General features: G+C 62.2%; 11 protein-coding genes and 2 pseudogenes. 4 read left to right on the top strand and 9 right to left on the bottom strand.

The features are described from left to right. Positions 1-76: 76 nt before the first annotated feature. On the top strand, positions 77-910 hold the full coding sequence (locus AB5T46_RS19925; RefSeq protein WP_370565848.1) for an alpha/beta hydrolase: 834 nt from the start codon (positions 77-79) through the stop codon (positions 908-910). Positions 911-1,233: 323 nt separating this feature from the next. Continuing rightward, complete coding sequence (gene azu / locus AB5T46_RS19920) at positions 1,234-1,626, top strand: azurin (protein WP_370565849.1); 393 nt, start codon at positions 1,234-1,236, stop codon at positions 1,624-1,626. 227 nt (positions 1,627-1,853) lie between these two features. Here azu and AB5T46_RS19915 read toward each other — a convergent pair whose 3' ends face one another. The 7 genes and pseudogenes from AB5T46_RS19915 to AB5T46_RS19885 form a co-directional block, all read right to left on the bottom strand. Beyond that, positions 1,854-4,877, bottom strand: coding sequence for a family 43 glycosylhydrolase (locus tag AB5T46_RS19915; protein WP_370565847.1), 3,024 nt, complete (start codon positions 4,875-4,877; stop codon positions 1,854-1,856). 101 nt (positions 4,878-4,978) lie between these two features. Then, a complete protein-coding gene (locus tag AB5T46_RS19910) occupies positions 4,979-6,529 on the bottom strand; it encodes an alpha-N-arabinofuranosidase (protein ID WP_370565846.1) in 1,551 nt (516 codons plus the stop codon). 174 nt (positions 6,530-6,703) lie between these two features. Beyond that, on the bottom strand, positions 6,704-7,783 hold the full coding sequence (locus AB5T46_RS19905) for a non-reducing end alpha-L-arabinofuranosidase family hydrolase (RefSeq protein WP_370565844.1): 1,080 nt from the start codon (positions 7,781-7,783) through the stop codon (positions 6,704-6,706). Between the two features lie 266 nt (positions 7,784-8,049). Continuing rightward, on the bottom strand, positions 8,050-8,454 hold the full coding sequence (locus tag AB5T46_RS19900) for a hypothetical protein (RefSeq protein ID WP_370565843.1): 405 nt from the start codon (positions 8,452-8,454) through the stop codon (positions 8,050-8,052). 273 nt (positions 8,455-8,727) lie between these two features. Beyond that, a pseudogene (locus AB5T46_RS19895) lies at positions 8,728-9,124 on the bottom strand (transposase zinc-binding domain-containing protein); the annotation flags it as partial. A 3-nt stretch (positions 9,125-9,127) separates the two neighbouring features. After that, on the bottom strand, positions 9,128-9,736 hold the full coding sequence (locus AB5T46_RS19890) for a glutathione S-transferase family protein (RefSeq protein WP_370565842.1): 609 nt from the start codon (positions 9,734-9,736) through the stop codon (positions 9,128-9,130). Between the two features lie 83 nt (positions 9,737-9,819). Next, positions 9,820-10,101: a putative quinol monooxygenase gene (locus tag AB5T46_RS19885; RefSeq protein ID WP_370565841.1), complete on the bottom strand. Its 282-nt coding sequence runs from the start codon at positions 10,099-10,101 to the stop codon at positions 9,820-9,822. Between the two features lie 169 nt (positions 10,102-10,270). Here AB5T46_RS19885 and AB5T46_RS19880 point away from each other — a divergent pair. Beyond that, positions 10,271-10,994 (top strand): annotated as a pseudogene (locus tag AB5T46_RS19880) (IS4 family transposase); the annotation flags it as partial. A gap of 247 nt (positions 10,995-11,241) precedes the next feature. Here the strand turns inward: AB5T46_RS19880 and AB5T46_RS19875 are convergent. After that, complete coding sequence (locus AB5T46_RS19875; protein ID WP_370565840.1) at positions 11,242-12,054, bottom strand: hypothetical protein; 813 nt, start codon at positions 12,052-12,054, stop codon at positions 11,242-11,244. 534 nt (positions 12,055-12,588) lie between these two features. Then, positions 12,589-13,275 (bottom strand): XAC0095 family protein, encoded by a 687-nt coding sequence (locus AB5T46_RS19870; RefSeq protein ID WP_370565839.1) that lies wholly within the window; start codon positions 13,273-13,275, stop codon positions 12,589-12,591. Between the two features lie 855 nt (positions 13,276-14,130). Between AB5T46_RS19870 and AB5T46_RS19865 the strand changes: the two genes are divergently transcribed. Then, on the top strand, positions 14,131-14,658 hold the full coding sequence (locus AB5T46_RS19865) for a hypothetical protein (RefSeq protein ID WP_370565838.1): 528 nt from the start codon (positions 14,131-14,133) through the stop codon (positions 14,656-14,658). Positions 14,659-14,830: the final 172 nt, after the last annotated feature.

Raw genomic sequence — 14,830 nt, 5'->3', positions numbered from 1 at the left:
TTGATCTGCTCGCGCGGGGCACGCTATGCTGGTAGCGATATCATCCTTACAACGTTTTCTAAGGAAGGCAGTCGCAATGAACTCGCACACGGCAGCTCTCTGTCTTCTGGTCCTGTCGCTTGGCATCGCTGCGCCGGTTGCTTCGGCTCCATCGGCCGGGTATCCGTCCGTTACGGTGCGCGGCTCCGAAGTGCAAACGATGAAGTCCGCCTCCACGGGGCGCAGCTACGACTTGTACATCCGCAAGCCGGCTGACTTCGACAAGAACAAAGACAAGAAATACCCCGTGCTCTACCTGCTCGATGGCCAATGGGATTTCAAGCTCCTGGACTCGGTCGTCGGCGGTCTCGTCCACGACAAGCAGATGCCGGACATCGTGGTTGTCGGCATCACCTATTCCGGCGACGACGCAGACTACGATGCGCTCCGCGCGAGGGACTACACCCCGACGCCGGGCGCTCTCGAGGGGTCGGGGGACGGCCCGAAGTTCCTGAGCTTCATCAAGACCGAGCTGATTCCGTTCGTGGAAGGGAATTACCGCGGTGACCCGGCCCGTCGCATTCTCGGCGGGCATTCTTTCGGCGGGCTCTTCACGCTCTACGCGATGTTCACGGAACCCTCGTTGTTCTGGGGATACCTCGCGGGCAGTCCCGACATTACGTGGGACAACGACTTCCTGGTGAAGCAGGAAGCGGACTTCGCCACGAAACACAAGAACCTGCCGGTGAGACTCTTCGTGGGAGTCGGTGGCGCCGAGGAACTGGTTACGCCCGGCGTCGGATTTGTTCGGACCTTCTCAGCACGCAACTACAACGGCTTGCATTGGGACGCTCGCGTCATCGAGGGAGAGGGCCATGCCGGCGTGAAGCCTGAGTTCTACAATCGCGGATTGCGCTTTCTGTTCCACTAGCTTGATTGGAAAAAATCGGTTCCTGAAGATTTTTTCGAGACCCTGCACCGTGTCCTGCCCTGCCCGATGACGAATAATGGCGGGCGACCTTACACAAGGAGTTCGCACCAATGAACACCCGAACCAGCTTCCTCATTGCTGCCTGCGCGCTGGTATTGGCGGCGTGCGGCGATAAGTCGCCGGATACCGCGTCCGTCGCCACCGAACCCGCCGCTGCCGCAGATGCTGCGCCTGCTACCGAAACTGCGCCTGCCCCGGCGCCGCAAGCCACCGACACCTCTGCGTCGGCTGCAGCTACACCGGGAAGCGACAAACCTGCCGCGGTGGTCACCGACTGCGCGACCGAGATCGAGGGCAACGACCTGATGCAGTTCAACGTCGGGTCGATCGCCGTCCCTGCGTCGTGCACCGAGTTCAAGATCACCTTGAAGCACGTCGGCAAGCTGGCGGCGGCGGTGATGGGCCACAACGTCGTGATCGCCGAGGCGTCCGACGTGCAGGCCGTGAATACCGATGGCCTCGCCGCCGGCCCCGACGCCGGTTACGTGAAGCCGGGCGACGCGCGCATCGTGGCCCATACCGAGCTGATCGGTGGCGGCCAGGCCACCTTCGTGAGCTTTCCGGTGAGCAAGATCCAGGGCGATGGGTACGAGTTCTTCTGCAGCTTCCCCGGCCACGCCGCGCTGATGAAGGGCACGATCACGGTCGGAAAATAGGGACGGAGGGAGTTAAAGCGGAGAACGTCACGTCATCCGCCGGCACCTGCACCGGCAGCGCCCCTACGGCTTGGAGGCGATTCAGGCAGGCGATCGAGGCCCAGCCTGGCCGCACTGACAAAAGGGACGGGAGCAATTAGTTCGGCCAATCGCCAGATTAATTGCCCCCGCCCCCCTTTTTTTTGGTCGATAAGTGAACCTGACCCCGTTTTCTTCGCCGGCGAAGGTCAGCGGGAGCCGCCGCTTTGCCCGATCCGGTAGTAGTCAAAGTCCACACGGCCGCCGGCGGTCTTGGTCGAATAAAAGAAGAGGGCGAAGCGATAACCCATGAAGTGCGGGAAGGAGTAGGTAAGGCGCGAGGGACGACCGATGGGGGTCCAGGATCTGCCGTCGAGGCTGTAGGAGAAGCGGGCGAGCTCAGGCGCGGGCTCAAATTCGCTTTCGACCTTGAGGTGAACGGTTTTGCCAGAGAGGGGAACGGAGGCGATCTCCTCGGGTTGGTCGGAGTCGGCGCTCACCATGACGACAGATCTGGCGCCGTCGCTCATCTTTACGCCAACAAAACCATAGTTTTTCTGAAAAGCGGCCAGGCCGGCCCAGTCGCCGTCTTTCATGCCGCTCACGTCGATGCTGGTGGTGGCGGAACTGTTGGGGCCAAAGGTGCGCTGGGTGAGGGTATTCGGGGCCTCTGGCAGAGCGGAAACGATCCGGCTGGTGACCAAGCTCAGGTAGCCCGGGCGCTTGGAGACCGACCAGTCACGAGGCTCGGGATTGTGATTCCATTGCCAGGCGAGGGGCAGGTCCGGGGCGCCGGGCCGGCGGTCGAATTCGTCGGAGGCGACGATGCCGGAGGCGCCGGAGACGCCCTGTTCGCCGGCGGGGATGTCGAGCGTCATGAGCACCTTGCCGTCTTCGCCGAGAACGGGCCAGCCGTCCTTCCAGGTCACGGGCACGAGGTAGGGGATGCGACCGACGGCGCCGTTGTCCTTGAAAAGATAGGCATACCATTTGCCTTCCGGGGTGTCGATGAGGCCGCCCTGGGCGATACCGCGATCATCGAGCGCGATGCGACCCTCGTAGGGACCGGTGATGGCGTCGGCGCGGTGGACGATGACGGTGCGCGCCCAGCGGCTCCCGGGCGAGGCGATGTTGAAGAGGTAGTAGCGGCCGTTGATCTTGATAAGCTGCGAGCCCTCGCCATTGAGCCCGCCCTGGTCGGCGCCGAAGAGGGCGTTGACGTTTTCGATGAGGACCTTGTTCACGCCGCCGGGCTTGATTCCGGAGAGGTCGGGCTTCAGCTCGATGAGCGTGATGCGACCGCCCCCGTAAACCATGTAAACGCGACCGTCGTCGTCGAAAAGCAGGCTGTGGTCATGCAGCACGGGCTCGAAGCTCGTTTCTTTCCACGGGCCGCGATCCGGATCGCGCGTGGTGTAGATGTGGGTGCGTCCGCTGGTGGCGGAGAAAGTCGAGGCATGGAACACGCCGTCGTGATAACGCAGGCTGCTGGCCCAGGAGCCGGCACCGTAGGCGTTTTTGCCGTTTTCGAGGCGGAGGGCTTCGTTGTCGGCAAGGGTTTCATAGGCGTAGGAGGCCATGCTCCAGTTGACCAGGTCCGTCGACTTCATGATCGGGAGGCCCGGGCTCATGTGCATCGTCGTGCTGCTCATGTAGTAGGTTTTTCCTACGCGGATGATTGCGATGTCCGGGACGTCGGCCCAGATAAGGGGATTGTGGGCAGGATCCGCCTGTGTTGCCGGAAGGGGTTGAGACGCGACGGAGGCACTGTCCGCGGCCAGGTCGCGCTGGGAAAATTGCCAATAATCGAACTTGAACAGTTCTTCGCCGGCCGCGCCGCGGAACACGAAGAAGAGATCGTTGATGCCGGAGGCTCCGGAGATCCGCGCTAACTGCGGCTTCCATTCGCCGCCGGTTCCCGAGACCGGCACCGTGCCGATCAACTGGCCGTCGAGCTTGCCAAGACGAATCTCGATCTTCGCCCCGGTGGCCTCCTTCGCCTTGGCCGTGCTGGAGAGGCTGGCCATGAAGGTGCGCGCGCCGGTCGCGCCGAAATCGACATTTCGCACCCGGATGTGGTCCCCGTCGTGGATGTCTCGCACATTCTGGCCGCCGGCGCTGCTGGGCTCGATTTTGACACCGGAAGACCAGGCGATGGTCTCGGCTTCCACTCGCTTGTAGGGATCGAGGGTGGCGACCGGTGCCGGCCCTTCCTTGGTCGGCTGCACCATCGGGATCGAGCCATCCGGGTTGAACTTCAACTCATCGACGGCCACGGAACGTTTGAAGCCGTCGCCGCCCGGAAGCGCGGCGTTGTGGTAGAAGAGATAGGTCTTGCCTTTGTAATCCACCACGCCCACGTGGTTGGTGAAGGCGCTTTGCGGGGCCATGACGCCGCCGCCGTAGGTCCACGGACCTTCGGGCGTGGGCCCGGTAGAGTACGCGAGATGCTCGGGGATGGGACCACCGGCAAAAAACAGGTAATTGAGATTCTTGCGCTTGTAGAGCCAGGGACCCTCTTCGTAGGATGTGCCGCGCAAAGCAGGCACCGGAAGCGTAACGCCCACTTTGTCCGGAGGGGTGCGCTCGCCCAAGGCCTTGACGGTCATCGGATGGCGAATGATGCCGTTCTCCCCGACGCTGGTGTCGTAGGAAATCATGTCCTTGTTCAGCTTCACCGACCACAGATTGGGATTGCCCCAGGCGAGATGGGCCTGGCCCTTGTCGTCGATGTAAACGGTCGGATCGATGCTGTCGTACAGGCCGCTGGAGTGGCCGCCGATCAGCGGTTTTTTGAGGGGATCGATGTAGGGGCCGAGGGGATTGTCGGCCACCAGCACGCCAATGCCCCGGCCCTGCACCGGGCCATAGAGATACCACTTGCCATCCCGCTCGATCACATGGGGAGCCCAGGCGCCGTTGTCAAAACCGTCCCAGCCGGAGATTTCCTTGGCGGCCCAGGGGAAATCCCGGAGGGAGGCGATCTCGCCGTGCTGGGTCCAGTTCACCATGTCCGTCGTCGTGGCGAGCACCCAGCTCTTCATGTTGAAGTTGTTGGCCTCCCCGACTTCTTCGTCGTGGCTGGAAAACAGGTAGAGCGTGCCGTCATGGACCATAGGGGCCGGATCGGCGGTATACATCGTTTGAATAACCGGGTTGAGCGCGAATGACGCCGCGGGCAGCGAAGCCAACACGAACAAGAGAAGGACAGCGGAGCGGCTTGTTTTCTTCATGAGGGTCGGAAAATGAGGGTCGAAAAGCGGATATACGATTTGCGTTTGCGTTCGTGGCGTGCATGCTGAAGGTGATCGCGAAGCGCTTGCGCGCGAGGCGTTTACTCCTCCAAAGCCACCACCATCACGGCCTTGCCAGGCACATTGATCGACAGCTTGCCGCCTGCGGCACGCGTGCTGAACGCCGCCGGCTTGATGGCCTGCGGATCCTGGAACGTGTTGTGCGCATCCATCGTGGCCGAGGTCAGCACCTTGCCGGCCGCACCTTTCAGCTTCGTGCCGGCGACGTTGACGGCGACATCGACCGCCTTGTGCGGATCGGTGTTGACCAGCGCCAGGTACACCTTGCCGTCCTTGGCGCGTGCCGCCGAAGCGCTCACGCCCGGAATGGTCAATGCGCCCAGGGTGTAGCTGGTGTTGTCCTTGATTGCCAGCGGCAGCGACTTGGCATCCTGGAACGGCACATACATCTGGAACGCGTAGTAGGTCGGGGTCAGGACCATCTTCTCCTTGTCGGTCAGGATCATCGCTTGCAGGACGTTGACCATCTGGGCGATGGTGGTCATGGGGACCCGCTCCGCGTGCTCATGGAAGATGTGGAAGTTGAGCGCCGCCACGAGCGCGTCGCGCAGGGAGTTCTGCTGGAACAGGGCGCTTTTGGCACTCTCCTCTTCGTCATACCAGGTGCCCCACTCGTCGACCAGCAGCCCGATCTTCTTCTCGGGATCGTTCTTGTCCAGTACGGCCACGTGATCTTTGACGAGCTGATCCATTCTCAAGGTATTGGCAAGGGTCGAGATCCACTCGCCTTCCTCGAAGCCGAGGGCCTTGCCCTTGACGTCCCAATTGCCGGTCGGGACGGTGTACTGGTGGACGCTGATGCCGATCGTGCGGCCCTTCAGTTCCTTGCTCAGGACGTCGGTCCACGAGGTGTCGAAGCCACTGCCGCCGCTGGCGATCATTTTCGGCCTGGACTGCTCGGGCGCCCTCAGGAAGTTCTCGTAATTGCTGTACAGGCTCGCGTAATACTCGGGCTTCATGTTGCCGCCGCAGCCCCACAACTCATTGCCGATACCGAAGAAGGCGACTTTGAACGGCTTTTCGCGCCCGTTCTGAGCGCGCAGCCTGGCCAGGGGCGAGCCGCCGTCCGAAGTCATGTACTCGACCCAATCGGACATCTCCTGCACGCTGCCGGTACCGACGTTGCCGTTGACGTAGGCGTCGGCGCCCAGCATGTCGATCAGGTCGAAGAATTCGTGGGTGCCGACGGCGTTGATCTCGTCGATCTCTACAACGCCGCCCGCGTTGGTGTGGACGTTGCTCGGGCGCTTGTCCTGCGGGCCAATGCCGTCGCGCCAGTGGTAGACGTCGGCGAAGCAGCCGCCCGGCCAGCGCACCAGCGGCACATGCAACTCCTTGAGCGCGCCGACGACGTCATTGCGCCAGCCCCTGGTGTTGGGGATGTCCGACTTCGGGCCGACCCACATGCCTTCGTAGACGCCGGTGCCCAGGTGTTCGGCGAACTGGCCATAGACGTTCTTGTTGATGACGGCACCGGGCTTGGCCGGATCGATGTCGATGGTCACGGCGGCGAACACTGGCGCGGTCGCCAGCATTGCAAGCGCCAGTACGCCGCTCTTCACTACACTCATGTTTCTTCCTTTTTTGTCGCACTATGTGGTCCCGGGCATGAGCGCACTCCGGCTCAGGCGGATGCGGCGAGAGATATGCGTCCGCCGAATGCCCAGAGAACGGAGGCAATAAATTCAGGCAATCGCTGGATTATTTGCCTCCGTCCCCTTCTGTCTTTTCAACCTTTTTCGGATTCATTTCTTGCACAACTCGCTGATGGCGTTGGGGGCGGTGGCGGTGGCGGTGATCACGCCCAGCCGATAGGGCAGCTCGATGTAGTCGTACTTCTTGTTTTTTTCCATATCCAGGCCCTGGTAGAGGAATCTCAGCGGCTGGCAGGGGTCGATGCTCAGCGTCTGGTCGACGCCGTCGCGGATCAGTTCGCCATGGGAGACGCCTTCGGACCAGATCCGGCCGTTGAACTTGACGTTTTCTGCGCCAGCGAACATGTTCATCCTGGCGTCGGAAGTGGGTTGCCACTTGCCGTCCAGGCGATCGGCTGTCCAGGCCCGGAAATACCTGCCGTTGGCCCCGATCGCCTCGATCAGCGTCAAATACTGGTTGGTGCCGGTAATCCTGTAGGTGTTGCTCGCCTCGAACATGTCCTCGCGTTTTTCCTTCATGACGACGACTGGCTCGGAGAAGCCATGAGGGAAACGCTCCACCGTTGTTTCACCGCGGAAGAAGCTGCCGTTGTCGTCGGTAAAGAAGAGATGGCACTTCTTGTCGTCGCAGATGTTCCAGAAGTCCAGCCAGGCCGCATTGCCCTTGGCGTCTTTGACGCTTTCCGGGATGGTGGGGTAGAAGGGCTGCGGCGGCGTCCATGACCGGGGGTCGGCCAGGTTCCTGGTCGTGGAATACAACGGGTCGCCGCCTTGGTAGATCAGATACCAGAGCTTTTGCGGCGCGAAATAGAAAACCTGCGGCGCTGCGCGGTAACCCGGCCCGATGGGGGACTGGTCGAGCATGAATATGGGCGCCTTCGGCGCTTCGTCCCAATCCGCGAAGCTCGTATAGGCCATGCCCCAGCCCGTCGCCGCGGCCGTGGTCATGAAAACATGGTATCGGTTGTCGTGGTAGACGATGGTCGGGTCTTTGACGCCATGGATATCCTTGGCATCGGCTGGAGGCTTGATCAGGGGCTCGCTGGATTTCCATTCAAAAGGTTTGGCGCGAGTCGCGGGTTCCGTCGCATGAGCGAGCGTGCTCAATGCCAGGCATGACGCAAACCAGAGTGCATTGAACCCGGCAAGGGAGGATTTGTAGTTGTGCATCACTTCAACCATTGATGTTTACAGGGAATCGGCAAAGAGAAGGGTGTCAGGGACAATTAGTCTCGTCCGGCGACCGCCCTGGCCGGCGCAGCCTCGGGAAGTTCTCCCCGACACCTTTTTTGCGGTTCCGCTACGCCACCAGCTGGCGTTCCAGAGGCTTCGCGTTGCCGGCTGCTGCCGTTGTGTCACGAACTGTCATGGATCAGCTTCGAGGCGAAGCATAGGCATGCGCGTCGTGTCATATCCAATGAATTGTTCAGCGCGAGCTATATCGTTTTTGTTAAGTGGCGCTGCACAGCGGCCCAAAATGTTCCAGGTTCATTTGCACGCTGGATGAGACGCGGTCGCCCACGCGGACCAAGCTCGGCGCAGCGCCCAGCCAGCGATTCGATGTGGCGCCGAAAGCGCTGACTGCCGTAAACCTTGCCCTGCACCAGGTGCGCGCGGATCTCCTCCGTCTCGACCGCGTCGACGCCCTCCGACACCCAGGCTGCGTACCGCGCGCCGCGTGATGCCGGGTCCACATCGAGTGCCAGCCATGCCGCGTGCGGCGTCACGAGTCGATCGGCCACGTATCGGCGACCCAGCATTTGCATCATCCTGCTGACCGCACCTTCGCTGGCGGGCGACACCAGCAGGTGGACATGGTTGGTCATCAGCGCGTAGGGCATGGATCGCGCACCCGTGGCGCAGGGCCGCCTCCTGAAGCTCCTGCCGATAGCGCACGTAGTCGACTTCGCCGGCAAAACACGGCAACCGATCGTGTCCGCGCTGCACGACATGTTGCGGCACACCGGGCAGGTCGAATCGAGGCAAACGCGGCATGGGACGAGCCAGGCTGGAGAATGCCTCCAACGTGCCGGCAACTCGAGGCGTCCGTTATCGGAAACCTACGACCACGCAGGTCGGGAATGTCCGCTTGTCTCATAGGGGCGTGAAAATGAACCTGGAACATTTTTCAGATGCGTGGCGATCATGCGGTAAACGATGCCCAGCACCTGGCCCAGGATCGCCGGGCGTGTGGCGAACAGGAAGCGCAGCGGGTACGGGGAAGCTGAGCACCCATTGCCGGATCGGCCTGCGGGGCAACACCGCGTCCACCAGCAGGGCTGCGCATTCGGCCATGCGCCGGGCGCCGCAACTCGGGCAGAAGCCGCGGCGCTTGCAACTGAGCGCGACCAGATGTTCAGCATGGCAACCCTCGCAACGCAGGCGCAGGAAGCCATGTTCCAGGCGGCCGCATTGCAGGTAATCCTCGAACGCCCGCTGGACGTGCGCCGGCAGCTGTCTGCCGCTGTCCGCCAAGTGCGCGACAAAGGCCGGGTAGTGTCGCTCGAGTACACCTCACCCCATCGCCCCATACGGACATAGCGGCCGCGCCAGGATCCGCTCAGCATAGGCCGTTACATTCGGCAGATCGGCCGTCATCCCTTGGACGCGCGCCCAAACCACTGCGTAGCCGACGAAGATGTCGGTGACTGAGAAGCGGTCCTCGACCAACCAGGTTTTGCCCTTCAAAGCGCCGTCGAAGACGGCTAGGCCACGCTTTGCCTCCCTGGCGTTCTGTTCGTAGACTGCTGGGACGCGCTCTTCCTCCGAGTAGATGAAGAGATTGCGGGCGGTATGCTGGAGATTGGCCTCCACTTCGGCCAGCGTGAAGGCTGTCCACTGGTCGTGCAAGGCCCGCGCCCAAGTGCCTGAGGGTGCGATGAGGCCCGCCTGGGGGTGGCTATCGGCGAGCCAGGTACAGATGGCGGCAGATTCGAAGAGTGGACGGCCGCTGTCACGCAGGGCGGGCAGCTTCGACATGGGATGGATTTGCGCGAGCTCGGGCATTGCGAATATCTCACGCCCACGCCCCTCGATGCTCTCGAACGGAATGCCGAGTTCCAGCAGTGTCCAGCGCACGCGCGCCGAGCGGGTCGGCTGCAATTCGTAGAGGATAATCGTCATGGTTTCTGCTCCTTGCGAGACGCCTTCGCGAAGGTGCTGCGCCCGGTCGCCAGACCGGGTGGCAAGTCCACGGCGTCTCGTCCTCAGAAAGGCTTTTCGGCCTTGTCGGTGCGATAGAGGCTTATGGCAGCCTCTCGAGGTTTCCCGCGCGGCCCCTTCGCGACCTTGCGCCAGGAGTCCAGCGTGGTTTGGTCGCGCCAACATTCGAAGAGATTGACGCGCTCGGGATCGACCGCGTCCGCGCTTATGGAGAAGTCGAGACAGCCGTCGTACGCCCTCGCGCGTTCGACCATGCCCCTGAAGGCTTCCACGGCGCCGTCCCGCTTCTCAGCGTCGGTGCGGGTATAGCCGGCTATGATGATCATTGGTCTGCTCCTTCGGGCTGGCGCCCTATTCCTAGCTAACGGGATCAGGTTCTGCGGTTTCCACACGTTTTCCTTCGTGAGATCAGCCGGTTAGCGGCGATCCGGCTGGAAACAAGTGCGCGCATGGCGCAGTCTTCGAGGTGACTAAACCGAAGAAGGACTGACGACCATGCGCGCCAGCCGAGTATTGCAAAAGTGCCTGCCAGAATTACTGGAAGGGATGCACGCGCTGCGTGAACGCGCCTTGCTACACGCCGTGGAAGCCGTGCTTCATGGACGCAGATTGACGCTGATCGACGTGGCTCGTTCCTGGCCCGATGCCGAGCGCATCCGGCCGCCGCTCAAGGCGTTCGACCGGCTGTTGGGCAACCGGCACCTGCACGCCGAACGCGAGACGATCCATGCCGACATGGCGCGTTGGCTGCTACGTGGCCCGCAGCCGGTGATCGTGATCGACTGGACGGATCTGAAGGCCGACAAGTCGTGGTGCCTGTTGCGTGCAGCGGTTCCGGTGGGCGGGCGAACGCTGACGCTGCTGGACATGGTGTTCCCTGGCAAGGAGCAAGGCGCACCTGCTGCGGAGAAGCGGTTCCTGCAACGGCTGCAGGCACTGGTCTCCGAAGGCGTTCGCCCGATCCTGGTCACCGATGCCGGCTTCCGCACGCCGTGGTTCCAGGCGGTCTCGGCGCTGGGCTGGCATTGGTTGGGGCGCCTGCGCGGCTGGACCCGGGTCAAGCCTCTGGAAGTGGACGACCACCCCGACCAGTGGGTCGATTGCCGGCAACTGGTTGGCCAGCCAAACCCCGCGGGAACTGCCGTTGATGCAGGCCAATCGAAGCAGCCCGATCACCTGCCGTCTGGTGGTGTATGCCAAGGCGCCAAGGGGTCGCAAGGACGAAACGGGGTCAGGTTCACTTTCCCTACGAAGCCACTGGCCGAGTTCCGCGCCTACCTGCAGCAGCAACGGGCGCTGGCGGGGGCGACTTTAAGGCCATGGTGGAAGCTAGGACGCGACGCTTCGCCGCCGCCTGCCCGGCACACCGGCCGCGCCGGATGCCCCAAGGCCAGGACACCTCAGCAAGAAAGTGAACCTGACCCTGTTCTTGACCCTGTTCTTGCGGCTTCTTCGTCACCCTTGGGTCAGCGCTGAATGATCTTTGACAACTCGGAATGGCAATAGGCGCGCATGCGCTGGCCTGCCGGAGTACCCAGCGCCACCACCGATGCCTGATCGAAGAACGGCAGCAGGTCGCGAGACACGATAGCTCCCGAGCGACTCGAATCCGTGATCTCCGACGACAACTCGAGTTTCTCGTTGAAATAGCCCAAGCTCAGTCGATCGCGCTTGATCTCCCCCAGTATCTCCAGTTCTGCGCACGCCCCGGCCAAGTGACCGGCCCGTTCGTTTGTCGCGATGGTCGCGGGCATCCCCGTTGTGAAGGCCAGGAGATGCGTCGTCTCATGGGCTATCGACGAAACCATGTTCGCGAGCGACTCGCCTTCCGAATCGAGCAAGGGAATCCAGTACGCGGTACGCGGCGTTCCGCCAAAAACCCAGAAGCGGTCGCGACGATGAATGAAATATCCTTGCGGCACCAAGTTTATCCGGATCTCAAGATCGACTTTCGCGATGCCCAGGTTTCGCGCCGCGTACATTACGCTCGCTAGAAGGTACCGACACGAAGCATCCGGGCTCACGACGCTTGCAGAGGGGGTCTCCACAGTCAGGCGGAGTTGTTGCCCCCTGCACTGTGTTACCTGCGCGTTGTCCCGCTCATAGTTTTGGTGGCCCGGGATGACGCTCGCGGTTCTGATCAGCATGACGGGGCCTAGACGCAACACCGACGTCATGAGCGCCCCCTCAGCGGAAACAAGTTCGTGGAGACTCTTTGGAACGGACACACAACCCGTGATCGAGAGCGCTCCGACGATGGCGAGCAGAGCGAGCATCACGCGCAGCGGGAATGCTCCCGCTGCGCGTGACGGAAGCCTCATTGCATACATTGATGAGGCGACGGGTACGGCGTGCACACGGAAAAACTGGATGTCGAGGCCGCCTTCACTTGTCCAAGGTACTTCGACTTGCTCGAAACGACATGATCGCCAGGAGGCGCCGCACTGTCAAACCTTGCCAGCCTATAGGACAAATCATTTGCTGAGCCGCCTTCGTTCGCAGCCCAAGCGTTCACGGCATCGGGGTCTGCGAGCCTCAACGTGCTTCCCGTTCGAACCCAGTTGAACTGCTTTGCCGCCTGCACCGCTCCAGACGCGCGGTTCTTCGTCGTCGCCTGGATGATTCGCATCGATTCGGCCTGCTTGCGGACCGGTCGCCCTGCAGCGCGGCCGCGGCCAAGAAAGGTGCCAGGGACAATTTGCCTTCCGGCCGGCGGATGGATCCTCAGCACGAGGTCGGAAAACTGTCCCTGACACCTTTTCTGTTCTGGGCGTCTCCGCCCCGCCACCCTGCGCGCGACTGGATCGGCTGGATCAGTGCAGGCGCAAGCTGCGCGGCGGCCTGGCGTATTCGAGCGACGGAACTGCGGGCAGTGGCACCACTGGACCGGGCGGGCCGTCCACGGTCGCACAGGCGAGCCCGGCACCGTACACACCCCGTTCTTCGCCCACGCCGGATCGCGGACGAGGCCCCTGCCCGAGCCGCTGCGCTTCCACCTCATCCAGCAGCGCACGCACGGCGGCCGCCCCGTCATGGATCGCGTGCCCCAGCAGAGGCAGGGTGTGGTGAGCCAGCTCGGCAGCGTGGCTGGCCGCCACGACATCGCCATGGGCCGAGATCGTCTGGATCAAGCGGTCGAGCGTGTCGATCTGATCCAGGGTGACGCCGAACGCAAAGCGTTCGGCGGCCGTGTCGGGCGCCTCCGGCGTCGCCGTGGGCACGGCATCGCGCTCGGGCGCCTCCGCCGCCACCTCCCGCTGCGCGGGCCACGACACCGCCTCCAGCACCAGGTCCGTCTGCTCCGCCAACAACTCCAGGCAGATCGCCAGCTCGCCCACGCCGAGCGGCGGCGCCCATTCCCGCGCCTCGTCCGCCATGCGCGGTCGCGCCAGCCGGGAGAGGAACTTGATGTAATCGCTCAGCTTCGCCAGCCGGAACTGGCTGTCCTCCGGCAGGAAGTAGCCCGGCACGCCCAGATCATCCGATTCATGCTTCGACATCGTCGCCTCCTCACTCCTTGAAGTGGCCGCCCACCGCGACAGGGCGGACGGGAAGTCGGGAGGTTCGAAACCGCACACAGCCGGCGGGCGTATTTCCCCGAAGGGTGTTGTATTAGCCGCCCTCCCGACGCAGGCATCTCGTCGGTCATGCCCCGCAGCAGCACGGACACAAAAAACCCACCGGTTTGACGGAGGTGGGGACCGCTGTGTGAGGAGTTTCGACGCTCCGCGATCCAAGTCTGCAATGGATCAGGCGGTAACGTCAAGATGTGGTGACCCAGCGGCTTCTGACCAGGTCAGAGCGCTAGTGAAATTGTCCCTGACACCGTTTTGGAGAAATCAGGGGTGGCTCAACATGACCCCGTTCTTCGGGTCGTACGCCACCGCGCGTGCGCTGTCGTCCGTACCGTGATCGAGGTCGACGAAATTCTGGACGAACCCCGCCGCCGGGCGGGAGGCGGTCCACCACCATGACGGCGCCAACAGCGCGCGCGCGGCCAGCAATACCGCGGCCCTACCTCCCCACGGCCGTGCGTGCATGCCCGCCTACCATCGCGCCCTGAAATACCAGGGCGGCCAGTACCTCAATCCGAGCTTCGCCCTCTGGGCCGACGCGTATGAGGCGGCCTCTTGAACTAACGAGGTCAACTAAAGAGTTCAGGTTCACTTTCCTTCTACGTAAGTCATCCAATAAGTGACCCTGACCCCAGTTTTGCCGGTTAGATGCAATTTGCCGACAAACGGTCCTTCCCCCTCAATATTCTCGCTTACCCTCAACGCGGCGCTTTGTAAAGTTTCAAGTTTCTTGCATTGCGCCCAATCCCAACCACGTTTCACAAGAAATGGAGCCTGACCATGAATCTGGAACGCCGTGGTTTTTATCAATCTGTATCGCTCGGCTTGATCCTTGCCGTTATAGCGATGTCCTTATCTCTTGCGGCACTTCCCGCACATGCCCAGCAAGTAGCCTTACGAACTTGCGTCTTGAACGGGAGTGTTTTTTTCCCGCTGGAGCTAACGCCAACGACCGCAGGCGTGTTTGCTGCAGGCAATGCGTCGGTGTGCACCGACCAGACCCTAGGCACTGGGATTTCCGGTGAATTTATTATCTCGGGCTATGGTTCTGCCAGCTGCCTTACGCAAAGCTTCCGTGGCGATTTGACGATTCTCTGGAACAACAACAACACGAGTGAAGTGAGTTTTTCACCCGCTCTCAGCGGTGTCGGCGCCTACGTTGGGCGCGTGGAAAGCGGCGAGCTCGCCGGGACCACGGTTGCGTTGGTTTTGACTCCTCCTGTAGGCGCGGAACTGATTCAGTGTACGCTCGGGGGGGTTAATGAGTACGCCGTGACGGGAAGCCTGAGCTTTATTCAGGTGTACTGAGTCACGAGTCATCATGATTCCGTGCACCCTCAGGAGCCACCTGACTGCTGCTAGCGTTTGAAGTCTGTGGCAGCATGCCATCGTGGCATGCTGCCATTGGAACCACAGCGGGAACCACAACGCGACTATCCGGCAAACGGGGTCAGGTTCCGGGACGAAACGGGGTCAGGTT

It is taken from the genome of Luteimonas salinilitoris, from assembly GCF_041300785.1.
Lineage (GTDB): Bacteria > Pseudomonadota > Gammaproteobacteria > Xanthomonadales > Xanthomonadaceae > Luteimonas > Luteimonas salinilitoris.
The sequence above is the reverse complement of the archived record's forward strand: the minus strand, read 5'-3'. Positions and strand labels throughout refer to the sequence as shown.